The 17,601-nt window shown below is 66.1% G+C and carries 15 protein-coding genes and 4 pseudogenes; 11 read left to right on the top strand and 8 right to left on the bottom strand.

All coding sequences use genetic code 11. The annotated features are described in order from the left end of the window. The first annotated feature begins 158 nt into the window (after positions 1-158). A complete protein-coding gene (locus AC559T_RS18155) occupies positions 159-1,127 on the top strand; it encodes a hypothetical protein (protein ID WP_112107574.1) in 969 nt (322 codons plus the stop codon). Here the strand turns inward: AC559T_RS18155 and AC559T_RS18150 are convergent. Beyond that, positions 1,095-1,769 carry an alkaline phosphatase PhoX gene (locus tag AC559T_RS18150; RefSeq protein ID WP_498869509.1) on the bottom strand — a complete coding sequence of 225 codons (675 nt, stop codon included), beginning with the start codon at positions 1,767-1,769 and terminating at the stop codon, positions 1,095-1,097. The two genes, AC559T_RS18155 and AC559T_RS18150, sit on opposite strands and share 33 nt — an antisense overlap. Before the next feature lie 58 nt (positions 1,770-1,827). Between AC559T_RS18150 and AC559T_RS18145 the strand changes: the two genes are divergently transcribed. The 7 genes and pseudogenes from AC559T_RS18145 to AC559T_RS18115 all read left to right on the top strand — a co-directional run bounded on the left by AC559T_RS18145 (position 1,828) and on the right by AC559T_RS18115 (position 7,356). Continuing rightward, the gene (locus AC559T_RS18145; protein WP_498869508.1) at positions 1,828-2,352 is read left to right on the top strand and encodes a hypothetical protein; all 525 of its coding nucleotides are present in this window, start codon (positions 1,828-1,830) and stop codon (positions 2,350-2,352) included. Between the two features lie 27 nt (positions 2,353-2,379). Then, complete coding sequence (locus AC559T_RS18140) at positions 2,380-2,643, top strand: metal-sensitive transcriptional regulator (RefSeq protein ID WP_200835364.1); 264 nt, start codon at positions 2,380-2,382, stop codon at positions 2,641-2,643. A gap of 265 nt (positions 2,644-2,908) precedes the next feature. Then, positions 2,909-4,324, top strand: coding sequence for an MBL fold metallo-hydrolase (locus tag AC559T_RS18135; protein ID WP_498869507.1), 1,416 nt, complete (start codon positions 2,909-2,911; stop codon positions 4,322-4,324). Continuing rightward, positions 4,321-4,902: a rhodanese-like domain-containing protein gene (locus AC559T_RS18130; RefSeq protein WP_112107577.1), complete on the top strand. Its 582-nt coding sequence runs from the start codon at positions 4,321-4,323 to the stop codon at positions 4,900-4,902. Before AC559T_RS18135 ends, AC559T_RS18130 begins: the two co-directional genes overlap by 4 nt. Then, the gene (locus AC559T_RS18125) at positions 4,899-5,675 is read left to right on the top strand and encodes a sulfite exporter TauE/SafE family protein (RefSeq protein ID WP_112107578.1); all 777 of its coding nucleotides are present in this window, start codon (positions 4,899-4,901) and stop codon (positions 5,673-5,675) included. Before AC559T_RS18130 ends, AC559T_RS18125 begins: the two co-directional genes overlap by 4 nt. Before the next feature lie 324 nt (positions 5,676-5,999). Next, a pseudogene (locus tag AC559T_RS18120) lies at positions 6,000-6,284 on the top strand (helix-turn-helix domain-containing protein); the annotation flags it as partial. Between the two features lie 77 nt (positions 6,285-6,361). Next, positions 6,362-7,356, top strand: a pseudogene (locus AC559T_RS18115) (IS5 family transposase). 132 nt (positions 7,357-7,488) lie between these two features. Here the strand turns inward: AC559T_RS18115 and AC559T_RS18110 are convergent. Together AC559T_RS18110 and AC559T_RS18105 are read right to left on the bottom strand one after the other, a co-directional pair. Continuing rightward, positions 7,489-8,016 (bottom strand): hypothetical protein, encoded by a 528-nt coding sequence (locus AC559T_RS18110; protein WP_498869506.1) that lies wholly within the window; start codon positions 8,014-8,016, stop codon positions 7,489-7,491. 208 nt (positions 8,017-8,224) lie between these two features. Beyond that, positions 8,225-8,920, bottom strand: a complete 696-nt coding sequence (locus AC559T_RS18105) for a hypothetical protein (RefSeq protein WP_498869505.1) — start codon at positions 8,918-8,920, stop codon at positions 8,225-8,227. Between the two features lie 629 nt (positions 8,921-9,549). Between AC559T_RS18105 and AC559T_RS18100 the strand changes: the two are divergent. Then, positions 9,550-9,816, top strand: a pseudogene (locus tag AC559T_RS18100) (IS5-like element ISFal3A family transposase); the annotation flags it as partial. 24 nt (positions 9,817-9,840) lie between these two features. Here AC559T_RS18100 and AC559T_RS18095 read toward each other — a convergent pair. Further along, positions 9,841-10,354 (bottom strand): annotated as a pseudogene (locus AC559T_RS18095) (transposase); the annotation flags it as partial. A gap of 322 nt (positions 10,355-10,676) precedes the next feature. On the opposite strand from AC559T_RS18095, the gene AC559T_RS18090 reads away from it, so the two are divergent. Together AC559T_RS18090 and AC559T_RS18085 are read left to right on the top strand one after the other, a co-directional pair. Then, a complete protein-coding gene (locus AC559T_RS18090; RefSeq protein WP_498869504.1) occupies positions 10,677-11,309 on the top strand; it encodes an adenylyltransferase/cytidyltransferase family protein in 633 nt (210 codons plus the stop codon). Further along, positions 11,306-12,211, top strand: coding sequence for a deoxycytidylate deaminase (locus AC559T_RS18085; RefSeq protein ID WP_498869503.1), 906 nt, complete (start codon positions 11,306-11,308; stop codon positions 12,209-12,211). The genes AC559T_RS18090 and AC559T_RS18085 overlap by 4 nt, the downstream gene beginning before the upstream one ends. Positions 12,212-12,214: 3 nt before the next feature. On the opposite strand, the gene AC559T_RS18080 is transcribed toward AC559T_RS18085, so the two are convergent. From AC559T_RS18080 to AC559T_RS18065, 4 genes are all read right to left on the bottom strand, one after another. Then, positions 12,215-12,619, bottom strand: a complete 405-nt coding sequence (locus AC559T_RS18080) for an HIT family protein (protein WP_498869502.1) — start codon at positions 12,617-12,619, stop codon at positions 12,215-12,217. Between the two features lie 47 nt (positions 12,620-12,666). Then, complete coding sequence (locus tag AC559T_RS18075) at positions 12,667-13,065, bottom strand: dihydrofolate reductase (RefSeq protein ID WP_498869501.1); 399 nt, start codon at positions 13,063-13,065, stop codon at positions 12,667-12,669. Positions 13,066-13,413: 348 nt separating this feature from the next. Then, positions 13,414-14,313 carry a thymidylate synthase gene (thyA, locus tag AC559T_RS18070; RefSeq protein WP_498869500.1) on the bottom strand — a complete coding sequence of 300 codons (900 nt, stop codon included), beginning with the start codon at positions 14,311-14,313 and terminating at the stop codon, positions 13,414-13,416. 40 nt (positions 14,314-14,353) lie between these two features. Then, entirely contained in the window at positions 14,354-17,569 is a 3,216-nt protein-coding gene (locus AC559T_RS18065) for a hypothetical protein (protein ID WP_498869499.1), read from the bottom strand. Positions 17,570-17,601: the final 32 nt, after the last annotated feature.

Here is a 17,601-nt window from a genome sequence, read left to right as displayed (position 1 = left end):
ACCGGCTCTGCGGTTACATCTCCTTGGCCTGCAAAAACGAACATTCGGGCATGTTCCGCTCAACCGGAGGCATTGTGGACGGAAGCAGAGCCAAGCACGCTGGTTTGCCTGTCAGAAACCGTAGGTGGTCAGCGGTTTCAATCGCGATCACGCTCGCGATGACCCTGGTCTGCACATTGACCCGGGCCGCCGAAGCAGCCGAAACCACGGAGTCCACGACCGCGCAGGCCGCGGCGGCCCAGGCAGCCCAGAGCGCCCTGGGCACGTTGTCCTCGCAGATGACGCAGACGGCCGCGGGGATAGACGATATCGCGAAGGCCGTGGTCAGCTCGGTGGCTGGATTCAGCGTCGCGGTCTCCGGGGATCAGGTGACGCTCAGCACGCCGCTCCCCGAAGGCTTCGACCGGGGTCAGGCAAAATCCTGGGTGGCCGACGCCAACGGACGTAACCCACAGCTGAGCGACACCATCCAGGAGCACCTGAACGCCTATCCGCTGGATCTCCCGGGCGGCACACCCCAGGTGCACGACTTCGACGGCTCCTTCAGCCTGACGGACAAGGGGCTGAAGCTCACCTTCACGTCGGGTGAGGCACTGACAAGGCCAACCTGGTGGCAGAGCACGCTGCTGGCTGCCGGCTTCTACGCACTGGGCCTGGCGTTCCGGACTGCGTGCATGCTCGGTGTGATCGCCTCGACCGGTGGGGTTGCGAGTGTCCTGGCCAAGACGGCCTGCGCGTCGGTTGCCGGATTCCTGGGCGCCTTCCTCTTCAGGCTGGTCTCTTTCAAGCTCGACGGCAAGAAGCTTGACGCGGACGCCTGGGGGGACATCCTGTGCGTCGCGCTGGCAGGTGCCCTGGTCAGCAGCGGTGCCTGGGAGGGCCTGGTCGGTCCCTGGGTCGCGAACTCCGGGCAGGCGTTCATGAACCGGGTAGGCACCTGGCTGACCCAGCTCGGTGGGGCGATCGCACGCGGATGGGGGCAGGCGGGCGAGGCCGCTACCGCGGTCGGTGAGGCCATCAGAGACTGGGCGGCCGAGTTCCCCGCAGCGCTGCGGAACGCAGTCGACCGCCTGACTGGAGTCACCGGTGCAGGCTCAGTGGACGGCACGATCACGGCCCAACGCTGATCCGAAGGTCGAAGATAACACCGCGTGTCCGGGATGTTCACGAGACCGTCCCGGACGCGCGGCCAGAACGCCCTGGCGCCAGATCACGGGAATCGTCGTGATCACCGACCCGCGACCGCCCGCCACCGCGCCGAGACCGGGGGAACGGCTCGCGGCGTTCGTCGCCGGCCAGGCACCACGCCTGTTCGCGATCGTCGACGACGGTACGCACAGAGTGGCGTCCACTGACATGGTGTACGGATCGGCGATGTGCTGTGAGCCCTTGCGGCCGCTCATCGCCTGCAGGGTGCCCGCCGTGGCGCCGCCCTGGCTGACCGCGAGCGTGCGCAGCGCGCGCTTGCCGCCGCGGAACCCCTGCGGGGGCACCCAGCGGAAGAACAGCCCGTGCGGGTCGTTGGCGTCCTCGGTGCCATAGATCGCCGAGGTGCGCGGGTCGACGGCGACGGCCTCGTGGGCGAACCGGCCGAGGAACTTCAGCGGTACAGGGTTCAGGTTGGCGGCCCGGTCCACCGGATCGACCTCGAAGACGTACCCGTGGTCGAACTGGAACGCCCCGCCGGCGCGCTGCTCGGTCTCCTCACAGGTCAGCCAGGTCCCCCACGGGGTGATCCCGCCGGCACAGTTGTTGTGGGTGCCGGCCACCTGACGTATTCGCGGACGGGGTGCCGTTCCGGTCGACCTCGATGTTGGTGGTGCCGCCGTGGGCGCCAGGGTCGTAGGTCAGGCCCGGCAGGGTCGGTACCGCGTAGGGCTCGCCGCCGCCGATCTCGTGGTTGTTGACGGGCTGGCCGGGAACGTCTTCGTCAGCGGGCCATCGCAGCCGACCGCCGTCGACTTCATGATCGCCGGGCCAGGCCTGCTCACCCAGGTGGACCTCGAGGCCAGGCGCTGGCGGACGAAGCGGGTCTTCACCCCCGACCCGGCTCTTCTCGGCGGGCTCGGCCGGGCGTTGCCACCGGCCGAGCTGGCGGGGCTGACCGCTGGCGGACGGCCATCCCTGACCAATGTCTCACCGTACTTCTTCGTCGACCGGCTACTGCTCACCGACATCTACCTGGTGGCCAAGCGCGATCTCACCACCGCCCGCCGCGGGCGCGGCGTCCCGGTGAGCCACGCCCGCGTCCCGCGTGAGTCGTTCCACCGTTTCGCCGACTACCGCCGGCCGCGGCAGCGGGCACCTCCGCACGGCCCGAGCCCTTTGCTCCCTATACCCCCCGGGGTATAGTGGTCGTGGAGGTGGGGCACCGTGGAGATGAACGCCAAGGTCCTGTCGGACGCGCTGACGCGGTTGAAGCGCGCGCACGGTCAGCTGGGCGCCGTGATCGGCATGATCGAAAACGGCGACGACTGCGAGCGGGTCCTGACACAGCTCGCGGCAGTATCCCGGGCGCTGGACAAGGCAGGCTTCAAGATCATCTCTACGGGCATGCGCCAGTGCCAGGCCGCGCGCGAGCGCGGGGAGCAGCCGCCGCTGACCGAGGAGCAGCTGGAGAAGCTGTTCATGGCCTTGTCCTGACCCGACCGGGCAGACCCCGTCGACCGGAGGGGTCTGCCCGTCGATTCGCGGTACCGCACCATGTCCCGGGTATACCCCCCCGGGTATATGGAATCCGGAAGGCGACGATGTCGGGATCCACCCGATGGGTCCGCGCTGTCGTCGGCGGGTGACGGGCAGGCGCCGTCCCAGGCACGCAGGGCCTGGTGAGCCACCGCTTCGACCACGTGGCTCACCAGGCGGAACACCGGCCGACACGAACGACAAGAAGGAGAGTGAGCAGGCGATGACTGGTGTTGATGTCGAGATTGATGTCCAGGTCGTGGAGACCTCGTCGCTGGGTGACCGCAGCTACCTGGCCCATGACGGGCGGGTCGCGGTCGTGGTCGATCCGCAGCGTGACATCGACCGGATCCTGGCCCTGGCGGGCCGCCTCGGGGTGCGGATCACGCATGTGGCCGAGACACACCTGCACAACGACTACGTCTCCGGCGGTCTCGCGCTGGCCCGGGTGACCGGCGCCCGGTATCTGGTCGCCGCCGTGGACGAGGTGGGCTTCGAGCGGACGCCGGTCGCCGACGGCGACGAGGTCGCGATGTCGGACTCGATGCGGCTGCGGGTGGTGGCCGCCCCCGGGCACACGTTCCATCACCTGTCCTACGTCCTCGACGGTCCCGACGGGCCGGTGGGGGTGTTCACCGGCGGGTCGCTGCTGTTCGGCACCACCGGCCGCACCGACCTGCTCGGTCAGCGGCACGCCCACACCCTGGCCGAACAACAGCACGCCTCGGTGCGCCGCCTCGCCGACCTGCTGCCCGACGGCGCGCAGGTCTGGCCCACCCACGGGTTCGGCAGCTTCTGCTCCGCCACCCAGTCCGACGCCCCCGCTTCCACGATCGGCCGGGAGCGGCAGGTCAACCCGGCGCTGCGGCTGGAGACCGACGCGTTCGTCACCGAGATCCTGGCCGGGCTCGACGCCTACCCCGCGTACTACGCGCACATGGGCGCCCGCAACGTCGACGGGGCCGCACTGATCGACCTCACGCCGGCGCACCGGGCCGACCCCGCCGAACTACGTGGACGGATCGGCGCCGGTGAGTGGGTGATCGACCTGCGCTCACGCAAGGCGTTCGCTCACCGGCACCTTACCGGCACGCTGAGCTTCGGCCTGGACGGGCCGATGTCCACCTGGCTGGGCTGGATGGCCCCCTGGGGCGCGCCGATCACCCTGCTCGGCGAGAGCGAGCAGCAGGTCGCCGACGCCCAGCGCGAACTCGCCCGCATCGGCATCGACCGGCCCGCTGCCACGGCCACCGGCGGCCCCGATGGCTGGGCCGCAGGCGAGGAGCATCACATCGCCGCGCTCACCACCGCCACGTTCGTCGACCTCGCCGCCGCCCGCGCCGGCACCGTCCCGCCCGGACTGCCGGCGCCGGACGCCGTGCTCGACGTGCGGATGGGCAACGAATGGCGCTCCGGCCACCTCGACGACGCCGTGCACCTCCCGCTGCCCGAACTGCCGGCCCGGCTCGACGAGGTGCCTGCCGGCACCGTCTGGGTGCACTGCGGCTCCGGCTACCGCGCCGCCGCCGCGAGCAGCCTGTTGCAACGCGCCGGCCGCCAGGTGGTGCACCTCGACGACGCCTACGCCAACGCCGCCCACGCAGGCCTGACCATCGTCGACGACAAGGAGACCTCGTGACCAGCCGCGCCCCGGCCACCCTGGATGCCACGACGCTGCGACAGCTCATCGCCACGGCCAGCGCACCACGGCTGATCGATGTGCGCACCCCGGGCGAGTTCGAGGCCGCGCACATCCCCGGCTCCTACAACGTGCCGCTCGACATCCTGCGCGAGCACCGCGACGAACTGCGCGCGCACCTCGACGAGCAGGTCGTGCTCGTCTGCCGCTCCGGGCAACGCGCCACCGCGGCCGAACAGGCCCTCGCCGCCGCAGGCCTGCCGAACCTGCGGATCCTCGACGGCGGCATCAGCGCGTGGCAGGCCGCCGGCGCCCCGGTGCGCGGCGGCACGAACCGCTGGGACCTCGAACGGCAGGTCCGTCTCGTCGCCGGCTCCCTCGTGCTGGGCGCGGTCCTGACCAGCGTGGCGGTCCCGGCGGCCAAGTGGGCCGCGGCGGCCGTCGGCGCCGGGCTGACCTTCGCCGCCCTGTCCAACACCTGCGCGATGGGCAGCCTGCTGGCCAGACTGCCTTACAACCGCGGCCCCCGCCTCGACGTCGACGGCGTCATCGCCGCCCTGGCCAGCCCACGACCATGATCGCCGCCCTGGGCCTCGGCGCGGCGATCGGGATCCTGCTCGGTCTACTCGGCGGCGGCGGCTCCATCCTGGCCGTCCCCGCCCTGATCTACGGCGCCGGGCTCTCTGTGACAGCCGCCGTACCCACATCGCTGCTGGTCGTGGGAATCTCCTCAGCCGCCGCGCTGCTGCCCCGCCTGCGCACCCGCCAGATCCGCTGGCGCATCGCCGCGATCGTCGGCACAGCCGGAGCACTGGCGGCGTTCGGCGGCGCGGCCCTCAACCAGCTGCTCGATCCCCGCCTCGTCCTGATCGGCCTCGCCGCCCTCATGGGCGCCGCCGCGGTCCGCATGCTGCGCGGCGACGGCGAAGCCGGCGGCGACTGTTCCCTACCCGACGGCGGCGTCAACTGGCGTGGCTGCCTCCCCAAAGCCATCGGCACCGGCATCGCCGTCGGCTTCCTCACCGGCCTGTTCGGCGTCGGCGGCGGATTCCTCCTCATCCCCGCCCTCGTCCTGCTCCTCGGCCTGCCCATGCCCGCCGCGGTCGGCACCTCACTGGTCGTCATCGTGATCAACTCCGCCGCCGGGTTCGCCGCCCACGCCGGCGAGGCCACGCTTGACTACCGCATCGCCGCCGCGTTCACCGCCGCCGCGGTCATCGGCTCGCTGACCGCCGGACGATTCGCGACGCGCGTGCCCGCCGAGCGGCTACGCGGATCCTTCGCCTACCTCGTCCTCGCCGTCGCGGCGTTCGTCGTCCTCCAGGCCGTCGTCAACCCGCCTGCCAGCTGATCCCCGCCCGGCCCGCGCACGGCCGTAGCGGGAATGTCAAGAAAACGGCTCTGTTGAACCGCCCGCTCGGCCCCCAGCAGCGGCAGGCGGGTCAGCGCGGTGATCGCCACCGGCAAGGCCGAGAAACAGGCCGCTCACCAGCTCGACGGCGATGCGGGCAGGCGAGTTCTCGGCGGACTCCGCCGCCGGTCCCGCCGCCGCGATCAGCAACAGGACGGCGGGCAGCGCCAGCCCGTCGTTGACCCCTGTGGGGCTCCAGAACCCCGATTCGAGCGGTGACCTGCACGTTTACCCGCCGGACAGGGCCCGCCTCGGGCAGGCTGGATGGTCATGGTGTGGTCGCTGCTCTACGCCCTGACACGCAACGCTCTCGGACTAACGTTGCTCCGCGTGCGTGGCGACACCGCGAAAGACGTGGAGCTCCTCGTCCTGCGACATCAGGTGGCGGTGCTGCGACGGCAGGTGAACCGCCCGGTCCTGGAACCGAAGGATCGGGTAATCCTCGCAGCCCTGTCCCGGCTGCTACCCCGGGCCCGCTGGGGTTCGCTCTTCGTCACCCCCGCCACCGTGCTTCGGTGGCACCGTGACCTCCTCGCACGAAAATGGACCTAGGGCCTGTTCCGAGTCTGGATCACAATCGGGGTGTTCGTCCTTCGTGTGGGTGTTTCGGCTGGTAGCACAGTGGTATGACGCGTGGTGATCTGACCGATGGTGAATGGGAGTTGATCGAGCCGTACCTCCCGCTGGGGGCGTCCGGTCCGATCCCTGACCTGCGCGGCTACTTCAACGCGGTGATGTGGAGGTTCCGTACCGGAAGCCCCTGGCGGGACGTGCCGAACAGCTACGGCTCCTGGTCGACGATCTACGACCGGTTCCGTATGTGGGCGCGTGACGGGGTCTTCCAGACCCTCATGGACGCGATGATCACCGAGGCGGCGGCCCGCGACGATGTCGATCTCAGTCTGGTCAGCGTGGACTCCACCGTCGTCCGTGCGCATCACCACGCGGCGGGCATGGTGGTCGACCCGGATCTCCTGGAGGACATGGAGAAAGCCCTGAGGCAGGAAAAGGGGCTTTGGAAACCGGGCAAAACGACTCCGTAACCGAGGCACCCGAGGACGGAGAGGAAGCCGAACGGGCACGGCGCCGCGCGGTACGCCGACGCCGCAAAGCCCGGCTGAAGGCCGCCGAACTGGGACGCTCCCGGGGCGGGCTGACCAGCAAGGTGCACCTCGCGACCGACCGGCGCTGCCGCCCACTGTCCATCATCCTCACCCCCGGACAGGCCGGAGACAGCCCGCGTTTCATCCCGGTCCTGAAGAAGATCAAGGTGCGTGGGCTGGTCGGCCGCCCCAGGACCCGGCCGGCCGCGGTCGCCGGAGACAAGGCGTACTCCTCCCGCGCCAACCGCGCCCACCTGCGCATACGGAAGATCCGGGCGGTGATCCCGGAGAAGGCCGACCAGAGGGCCAACCGTAAGAAGCGCGGCAGCGCCGGAGGCCGCCCGGTCAGCCACGACGCCACGCTCTACAAAGACCGCAACACCGTGGAACGCGGCATCAACAAGATCAAGGAATGGCGGGGTCTGGCCACCCGCTACGACAAGACACCCGAAAGCTACACCGCAGGACTCCACCTACGCGGATCCATCCTCTGGCTACGCACCCTGCCAACCCCATGATCCGAACCCAGAACAGGCCCTAGCCCGCACGGCGTCAAAGGAAACCAGGTGGTGGTCCCAACACCGCTTACAAGCGCGGCGACCTCTACACCACCATCGCGGACCCCGAGGGCTGGAACCGCCGCAGGCAGATTAGATTGATGACCAGACCGACCAGTAGCCGCCTTCTACAAGACTCGATGCTCTCGTCAGGTGAAGCCAGTTGACAGATACCCCCGGCGATCCCATTTCTCCAGAGTCATCAAAAACACAGAGGGAACCGGGATAGTCTGCACGGAAATCGCGAGAAGCGACAGTTGAAGAGTCAAATTCACTATCCCCATGAGGTGTAAGTCGAACTACGTGTCGCGCATGCGAAAACGTATTCGCACTCGAGAGCACACGCCCCTGAAAGTGGGCCAGTTCAGCATAATCAAAGGATATTCCCACAACAGCCCCCGCATGATACATATCCAGCAGGGCATCCTCATACAACTGGAATGGGATCGTGTTTAGCGGCGTGATTTCGAGCCGAAAATTTTGACCGATCATCATTGCCGCTTCTATGGACCCGAGTGGACCAGAAATTGATTGTGGATTTACACCAAGATCTTCCACATTGTGAGCCACGGGCAAGCCCCAGGGGTTGGGATCGTGCGGACCGACCGTTACGCCCGTCACCCGAGCCAGCCTGCGCCGAACTTGTTCGTCATCCAAGAGTCCCAAATTCCCGGAAAGTATACCAACAGCAGTACCTAGAAATGCAGGGACACAGCAATTTTCAGGCCAATGACCAGAATTCTTTGCCTCATCCATAATGATGTCACCGTCTCAACATTCTAATTCTTCAAGCTGATTCAACCGGCAGAAGGGGATCGCGCTATCAGAGTTATTCAGATTCAGGGATCAACGGAACAGTCCCGGCGAGCTTAGCAAAACCATCGACATAGTAACCTAGGCGCTGCTGTAGTTCTCGAAGCTCGGCCCGGCACTCAAGATTTCTCTCCCAGGCGCTCTCGGACTCACCCTGGTGATTATCTTCCCACTCCTTGAGGGCGACGTGCCACCGGGACAGGAATGGGCGCAGTTCAAGATTCAGTAGGGCCACCCCCAACTCCTCAACCGTGGCCGCGTCTCGGCGCGGCGACGGCCTGGCCTCCCGCAGGTTTTCCCGCACGCTCTGAAATAGAAGATACAGCGACGTAAGAGCCTCCCTCAAATCTCCGGCGTCGTCCGGAAGCGGCTGCGTCGAGACACGAGTCACCATCTCTACAAATATTCTCCAGGCAACCAGCCGATTGTCTGGCGCGACAACGAAATTGAGCTCGGAAAAATTTGGGATCGCCAACTTGACTTCCGACAAATCTATTGATCCGCCATAGACGCGAAGGAATACAGCTGCCGCACCTCCTGCGGCCGCGCCGACTAGCAGGAACAGGCCGAGTCCGCGCAGGTGGCTGGCCCAGTAAAGGGCCGCGCCGACCAGGCATCCGACGATACCTCCGGCCGCCAGTCGCCCCCAGGACAGGTTCCCTATGGCCAGTCCCCATGATCTGGATGGGCTGCCTGTACGTCTGCGGGTCACGCTCGCTCCAAGTAATAGGTCCGGCCCGGGTTCTGGCTCTCACACACAAAAATGACGGCATTCAATCAGATCGCCTGGCGCTAGTCCATCGGCTATGCGGTGCCAGGCCCATCTCGCTCGGCACCTGGTCCGCCCGATAGGGTTGGTGGTGGACGTCAGCAGGTTTTCGAGAACGTTGATCGGTAATATTGCGTGAGGCCCGGGGGTTGTGCGCTGAGTATGCGGTCTCGAGGGGTGGGCTTGGTTGAGCAGGTGGCGGGGGAGGGTGAGTGGATGTTCGAACTCGTCCTCATCGGTATCCGTCCGGTCCGGCTGCCTCCTGGTGGGCGCTGGTCGATCGTTGCTGTCACCGATGGCGACGACCGACCACGGAGTCGAAGCACAACCGCCGGGACCTAGTGAATGCGATCTTGTACGTGGTGCGGACCGGGTATGCGTGACGGGCGTTGCCGTCGGACCATCCGCCCTGGCTGACGCCACGCCTACTTCTGCTGCGCCCGCTGGCACGAGACGGGTGTGACCGGAATGTATCCACACGCGTTACGAGGCCGGCTCCGTGAGCAGGAAGACGTGGGGTCGCGCCGACAGCGGGGATCATCGACTCCAAGTCGGCGAAGGCGCCTAACACTGTGCCTGCGGCCACCCGCGGGTTCGACATGGGCAAGAAGGTCGACGGCCATAAGCGGTTCCTCGTTGTGGACGCCCTCGGTCTGTTGCTGGCGATGCTAGTTGTACCGGCGAGCACGCACGATACCGCCAGCAGGCAGCTGCTGGCAGCTTCTTCGCGGACTGGCCGATCATGGCTGCTGTCCACCGACGGGATGTTCCCCGGATCGCTCGTGGACTGGGGCACCCGCCCGCTCCGCGTAAGGGTGCAGACCCGGCGGACAGAAGAAGCCGCCAGTGAACGTCGATCATCCGCCGTCCTCGCGGATCTTCATCGTCAACGCATCCGCCTGCACGAACCGATACGGGCCGGCGTCCAGCGGCCTGGAGCGGAACGCCTCAGCCTGGGCAGCGAGACGCTTTGCCGGCTTCGAGACCTGCGACGTCGAGATGTTCGACGGGCCTGTCGGCCCGCCGCGTCGATACGCCCAGCAGATAGGACGTGGCGACGACCGAGATCAGTGTCTGTTCCGCGCGTCGTCGCCGGGCCAGTAGCCAGTCCGGGAAGTACGACCCGGACCGCAGCTTCGGAATCGCCAGCTCAAGCGTCCCCGCGCTGGTGTCCCATTCCCGCACCCGGTACCCATTCCGGCGATCCGTCCGATCTGAGGATACCTCCTCGTACTCCGCCCCACACAGCCCATCGGCCTCGGCGCTCATCTACGCCTCCGTGAACGCCTTCACCATCGAGCCCAACAGATCCGGACTCGCCGCCATCAGTTCCTTGCCCGGCCCGTCGGTATCGGTCATAGTCGGACGCACGGCCATCGCGTTTCTCCTCATCGAGCTCTTCGCCGTTCCCGGAAAGGATCACATGGTGGTCGCTTTACGTCACGGACCACCACTCCGGCGAGTCGCCGGACGATCGCGATCCGTACACCACATTCGTAGACTCGACTCGAGAGCACGATCTTCCGAAGGTCATTCCACGTCACTGCAGCACGCTGGCCCACCGCTGATCACCAGCAGCAATCACGATGAGTGATACTCGGAGGTCATACGACAAGCCCAGGGCTCGTCGCCTGCAGCATGTCGGGATGATCGGACGCCCGCCACAGGGTAGTCTTTGCGCCGGTGGAAGGAGCGCGGCTTGCGGACTCAGGCTGGGTGTGCCAACGGCAAGCACGAGTATGACGATCTCATCGGGCTACTCACTGAAGACAGGTCGCACTTCAGTAGCCGGTACATCAAGGATTTGGACGAGATCGAACTAGTCGTCGCAGCCATCCGCGCGCGAGGCGACAAGAAGATCGTCTTGACCAGTGGATCATTCGACGTGATCCACGAGGGTCACTCCATGTACCTGGAGGCTGCGCGTTCGCTCGGCGACTTCCTTGTCGTGGGCGTAGACAGCGATGCCAAGGTTCGGCTACGCAAGGGTAGGACGCGTCCGGCCGTGCCCGAGCTCGAGCGGCTCCGAATGGTCACCCATCAGCGCGGGGTCGGGCTAGTCACGCTGAAGCATCCCGAGCATGAGCGATGGGCACTGACTCGGGCCGTGCGCCCGGACGTGCTGGTGGCGACCGAGGATACCTATTCCGCTCAGGAAATCGCAGAACTAGAACGCGACTACTGTGGCCGCGTCGAGGTACTCCGGCGTATGGCCACCGTCAGCACGTCGGCTCGGCTGCGTACCACCTACTTCGAGATCGCCACCGTCTTCGCCGAGCGTCTTCCGACCTTCATGCGTGAGATCGTCTCGGAGGTCGCTGGCGAGCGATGACGCAGCTGCTGATCTATGTACCGGTCATCCACGCCGGATACCAGAGTTTCCTAGCCAGGCATGCCCTGCCGGAGGTTGAGGTCCTCGTCGTCGGCCGTAGCTTCGGTCAGGATTATCCTGTGATCCGCAAAGAGATCCGGGCGCTGGACCCGATACAGGTGTTGGGCTGGCTACGCACGATCGGTCTGATCAGTCGTGGTCGGGTAGTGGAGCGGGACGAGCTAGCCGAAGCCGTCGCACCTGGCGTGTTGATACTCCCTGACGAGGATCTGATGCGCCAGCTGGTAGCCACCTACCAGCTGGCGACCCAGGCCGAGGTGAGGTTCGAGCGCACCTTCCTGCGATGGGACCGCGAGTGGAGCCGCGCCGGAATCCCACCGAGATGGGACGGCCTCGTAACCGACGACAACTACGCCCGGCAGATGCAGAGCATTGGAGCGGAAGCGGCGGAGCACAGCTCGGACTGGTGGCGCCAGGTCGGGGCGGTCGCCGTGCGAGACGGCACTATCCTAGCCGTAGACTACAACCGTCATCTGCCCAGCGAATACGCACCCTACATTGATGGTGACCCACGCAACGACTTCCGCCGGGGAATCGAGATGGAGCGGACCACATCCATCCATGCGGAGGCCGCCATCATCACCCGGGCAGCCAGGGAGGGCTTCAGCCTACGGGGGGCGGACCTCCACGTCGGGACCTTTCCCTGCCCAGCCTGTTCCCGGCTGATCGCCGAGGCGGGCTTTGCCCGGTGTTTCTTCGCGGGCGGCTATTCCGTCCTGCGTGGTGATGAGGTCATGCAGACTGCCGGGGTGGAGCTCGTCTTCGTGGACACCAGTGCGGCATCCACGGTCCAGCCTGAAGCGGCGCCGGACGCCGCGCCGCTCAGTTCATCGTCAGGATGACCGCTACGGCGAGGACGGCGGGCGCGAGCTGAGTTTCAGCCGCACCGCCTCGTGCGCCGGGTCCTCCACGTCGCCTACAACAATGTGGGTATGCACGTGCGCGATCGTGCCGCCGGTGTACGCGCAGTCCCCGCATCGGGCGCCCAGGCCGTAGAACCTCAGCCCGTATCGGTCCCGGACGTCGCGCACGACGCGCCAGAACTCCGCCAACGCGTCATCTGGTAGGTCGACCAGGTCGATGACATGTCTGCGGGGGATGGCCATCAGGTGCAGACGGGTGCCGCGGTAGCCGTAGTCGTTGTGGCGGACCACCCAGTGCTCAGTGGCCAGGACGAGGCCCCGCGCAGGTTCGAGATCCATCTGTGGCGGGCAGAAGAGACAGGTACCGGACTCCTCGAGCAGCCGCATCCGATCGGCCTGTGCCGGAGTTCGCGCATTCCCCAGATGGTACAAATTCACGTCCGACGCGCCAGTTGGTGGAACGTGTACGACAGGCTCGACTCCTGGTCATGGCCCGGCTCGCGGGAAATGATGACGAAGCCGTCGAGCCAGCCGATCGGCACCCGGGCGTCACCCTCGACATTAGCGCACACACGAGTAAGGTCCACCGCGTCGACGTACGGCAGGAGTGCCACGTACAGACGGGCACCGCTTATCACGAACCAGGAGTGCGTACCGAGGCCGGCGGAGACGACATCAGCACGTTCCACCGACTCGACAGGCGTAGCCACCACCTCCATGCTGTGATCCCGTGGGCCGGGTCCGCGGCTGGATACGACAACCGAGTGCCGATCGGCCAGCGGTCGGCCAAGTTGCCCGAGGATGGGCTCATGGGTCAGATGCCCCATAACCACGACGTGCCCCCCCCCGGGTCAGAGCGGCGAACCGACGAAGATCGGCGGGCAGCCGTCACACCAGACCGCCGTCACGACCAACGACGCCGTTCTCCACTGCGGCCACCACCAGTCGGACACTCATCGTCGGCAATCCTACTGCCGGCCATCAGGTCCTGATGAAGCACCGGTGGGACGACTACGCTCTGCACCAAGCCCTACCCGAAGGGAGATACCTCGCACCCGCAGCGAGGAGCGGATCTTCTTGGTGGCGTAGACCTTGTCAGCCAGGAGTGAAGTGGCAGACCGCCTGCAATTATCGCCGGTTGCGGGCTCGGGATTATGTCGAGACCCGCGACCAGATCGGGCTCAGGTCGCTACCGGGATCTCCCTGATGGCGGGATTGGACCAGTAGTCCGACAAATCGAAGTGCTCAGCGCGGAAGCCATGGATCTCCGTCACAGCCTTACCGGCCTCGGTCAGGTGCACCGTGGGAAACGGCAGCCTTTCGGTGGCAAGCATCTGCTTCACAGCCGGAACCTGGTCCACATAGATATGAGCGTCCGAGATGGTGTGGTAATAGGTCACCGCAGGAAGGCCCGTGAGGTGCTCCAGCATCAGGGTCAGGGCCGCGTACTGGACGATGTTCGCCGGCACTCCGACGGGAACATCACCGGAGCGCTGGAACATGTGCAGGTGCAGTCCGCCATTCAGCACCCGCACATGTACCCAACCGTGGCAGGGGGCGATCGTAGTTCGCGGGCGCTTGCCCTTACCTCGCACCTGGTACTGCGGGATCCACGGAGACACGAAGTGCGTCCGGTCACCCGGCAGCTCGCGTAGCTGCTCCACCAGGTGCTTAAACTGATCGAACGGCGGGCCTTCGACGGTTGGGAAGTCGTGGAAGGCACCCCCGTAGGAGCCTGGGCCGATGCTGCCCGGCTCGATGCCTTTCTTTAGAGTCTTCGCCGGCGTGGTCCAGGGGCCCCACCAGTCGCAGCCAAATCCCTCGAGCTCCTTCAAGGTCGTGGCGCCGTTGATGAAGGCACACAGCTCCCCGATGGCCTTACGCCAGAACGACTTGATGCTGCGCTCGGTGATGACGGGGAAACCCTGCGCCAGCGGAAACGACATCGTCTGTTGCATCAGCGTGAGTGCGGCGATGCCCTGTCTGGTCTGTACCTCGATACCGGAGGTGAGGATGCGCTCCAACACCTGCCGGTACTCGGTCGACGGGCTGCGCTGCTCGACGGGCAGATACTCCACCATGGAGCACAGAATAGCCGATCGGCCGAGGGCCCCACCGTGTTCAGACGTAACGGCCTCCCTGACCACCCATCGGGCCAAACCCCAGGCTCAGATCCCGGTAGTAGCGGCGGTAGCGCCGCTCCGGCGGTATAGCCTGCAGCTCCTTCCGGGCGGGTTCGCTCAGACCTTCCCACGGGACGCTCCTCGGCGCGTGCTTGAAGCGCACGTCCGGCGTCACCGCGAGCGGGTTGTCTGCAGTCATGTCCCACTCGTACGGCGAGAAGGGCCGGGCGTAGTAGGGCTCGCGAGGCTCACCTACCACACCGATCGCCGCGGCCGCCTCACCGCTGTTCCATACCTTCGTCACCACACGGTGGTTGCCGTCGCAGACCACGAACTCCCGGTAACGACCGTCATCGGTGTCCACATCGCCTGCCGTGACCTGTTCGATGATCGGTGGAGTGAGCGCGATCGGCTCACCCGCACCACCGTAGGTCGCACGCAGGAAGCCCCACGGGTCGATGCACTTTTCGGAGAGGTAGTCATTTACCCAGCCAGCCCGGTCGAGACCGGCTTGCAGGACGTAGCGCTGGGCCGGTCGCAGTAGCCCCAGCCGTTCAGATTCGGGGATCGTCAAGAAATAAGAGAGGTCCTTACCGGACGGGGGTTGGGAGGCGTCGAACACACAGATGACGTCGCGCTCCCGACCACTCGGGACAGGAATGACCCGGCGCACCAGAACCACCCGGCGAATCTGGAGATCGGCATACGGACGCTGTCCCCGCAGGTCAAAGTCATGTATGAACTCAACCCGTGCCATCGCCTCCGTAGTCGAGACCGACAGCGGCCGGGTACGTGCGTCGACGTAAGCCGCAGTGGTGGGGTCTGCGGCGAAGGGAACGCCGTCGAAGGGGAAAGGGCCATCCGCCAGGTCGTATCCGCTGCTTTCCCGCATCGCACCGAGGACCACATGGGGCGGATAAGTGCCGTCCTTGGCCAGCCGGTCTCTGAGCTGCCCACTTACCCAGCGCATCACGTCGGCGTTGCGGGCCACGATCGACGGCGCCAATTCCCACGGCTGGCTCGCGTCACCGGCCTGCTGCAGGGGGAACCAGACTGCTCCGGGCGGGAAGGCACGGCGGCGACGCTCGTCGTCCTCGCTCGCCTCATCCGGATTCACCGGGTCAGCGGTGGGATCCCAGCGCAGACCCGCCCCACCCGACATGATCGCTTCCATCGGCAGCTCCTGACGCCCTCCGAGAGGTGCGCCGGGCAGGCGAACGCTGGGCAGTTCGGTCAACCACTCGACCAATGCCAGCTCGGTCCGCGTCTCAGGGGACGCGTCGAACGTCGTGATTTCGCGCGTGTCACGGACAAACGGGGTCAGCACAACCAGCCGATACTCGTAGTCGGTGATGGTTCCAGAGGTAGGGGAGATCTTGCGTTTCGTATCTGTTGCGATCTCGCGGAGCTTATCCTGCCAGATATCATCCTGCTGACCCCCATCGCCGTCCTGGAGGGCTTCTACCGCTTCATCGAAGCGCTTCGCGCTGGCCGCACGCTCAAGATCCTCCGCCTGGCTCACCTGCCGTACGACGTCCAGCCGAAGACGGTCCATCAGGTCCCGCACGTTACTGAAGGCTGGCATCAGCAACGTGCCCCATTCCGCCATGTCGCTCGGCTTTAGCGGGGTGTGGCGGCTGAGCAACAGCTCATAGTTGCCGCCCTCCGCCTCCCGCAGCAGCAACAACAAGTGGTAGCGGTTCTGTCGCGTGGCAGGCCCGAGATCGGCCGGCAGCTTGCCGTCGGCGAAGGAGACCGCGGCGTAACCGTGTTCCGCCCAGACCTTCCCGACATACTCCGCGAAGCGTTCGATCTCTGACCGGCTCTGCGTCGTCTTGTTCTCCAGCGCCGCGGCGATCAGATCCCGTACCTTGCCGTACAGGCGCCGCTCACCGCTGCTGACCCGTGACGCCGAGACCAGCCGCCGGTTCATCTGCACGGGCTTGTCCGCCGGGCCGCCGTCCTCCGCTGCGTCGTATTTGAAGGCGATCTCGGCATCGCCCTTCCACAGATCCAGTCGGATGCGCGCCATACCCGACGTGGGACGCCCGGTCGAGAGTGCAGGTGCCGTGACAATGTCGAGCTGCCGGGGAGACTGGCCTGTCACAAGCGGCGCGCTGGTAACGGTGGCCGCGGCCCGCTGTTGCATGTTGCTGTGCACAAGCAACGAGGTGCGCAGTTGCAGCAGGTGGTTGAGAAAACCGGATGCGTTCGAAGTTGCATTCGACGTGCTCTCGGCGAGGAAGTGGTTCGTCACACAGAAACGCGACGTGGGCTCGCAGACGTTCGACGACTCTTCCGGAACGTCCAGGACTGCCCGGAACCGCACGTAGTGTTCGTCATTGGCGCCGCGGGGAAGCTGTGCCAGCCGATCCTGCGTCGGGAGCAGATTGTGATGCGTCACAGCTATCAGGTAGAGCGGAGTGCTCCGGGCGACCTTGGAACGCAGAACGCCGATCAGGCGCCGTGCCCGGTTTAGTTGTTCCTCTCCGATCTGGCCATAGTTGGCCGCCAGATCATACTTGTACTGAATGTCGTTGGAGTCGAACCCCACGACAGCAACGCAGGCAAGAGGCTCGTCGCCGAGACCGGCGGAGGAACTGGTGTCGTTCAGCTCCAGTACTCGGAAAATCGATGTAACGGGGTGTTCTTCGGGCCTCTTCGGCAGGTCGTTGGCCGCGAGACCGGACGCGAGGTGGGTGTAGTAAGGGTGAGACCCTTCACCGGCGGCCTCCGGCGGCGCCTCCCACGGCCCCCGGATCCGGCCCCCGCCGGCATAGGAGTCCTGATCGCCGGGAATGCCGAGGATCTTTCCGTCGGCCCCGCCCTGCAGGTCGCGCAGTGCGGGAAGGCAGATCTCCCGGTATGCAGCCTGTACCCTGTGAAGCTCCGAGGCGCTTCGGTCATTCCTCTTGCCGACCAGATCGCCGCAGTTCACCAACAGGTCTGCCGCGCTGCCGGACCGCTTCTCACCGGCGAGCTGGAAGGCCCTGCGTAGATCCGTGACGCGGCTCACCAGATCACCGCGGAGGCGATTGATCTCCTCGTCCGAATAAATTCCGGAGTGTGCTTTTGGTCCGGCAACCACCAGATCCGATATCACTTCGACGTCGAAGTAGCGAGACTTTCGGTCAACCCAGACGTCCGTAACCGCCGACTTCTCGCCACGACCCATCTCAAGATCGTCCAGGAACTCATCGGTAACGAAATGCATTGCTGTCCTTCCAGCAGACGGAACCCGGTGCG

The organism is Frankia sp. Hr75.2 (genome assembly GCF_949319125.1).
Taxonomy (GTDB): Bacteria; Actinomycetota; Actinomycetes; order Frankiales; family Frankiaceae; genus Parafrankia; species Parafrankia soli.
Note: the sequence above shows the minus strand (reverse complement) of the source record. Positions and strands in the feature narration are given on the sequence as shown.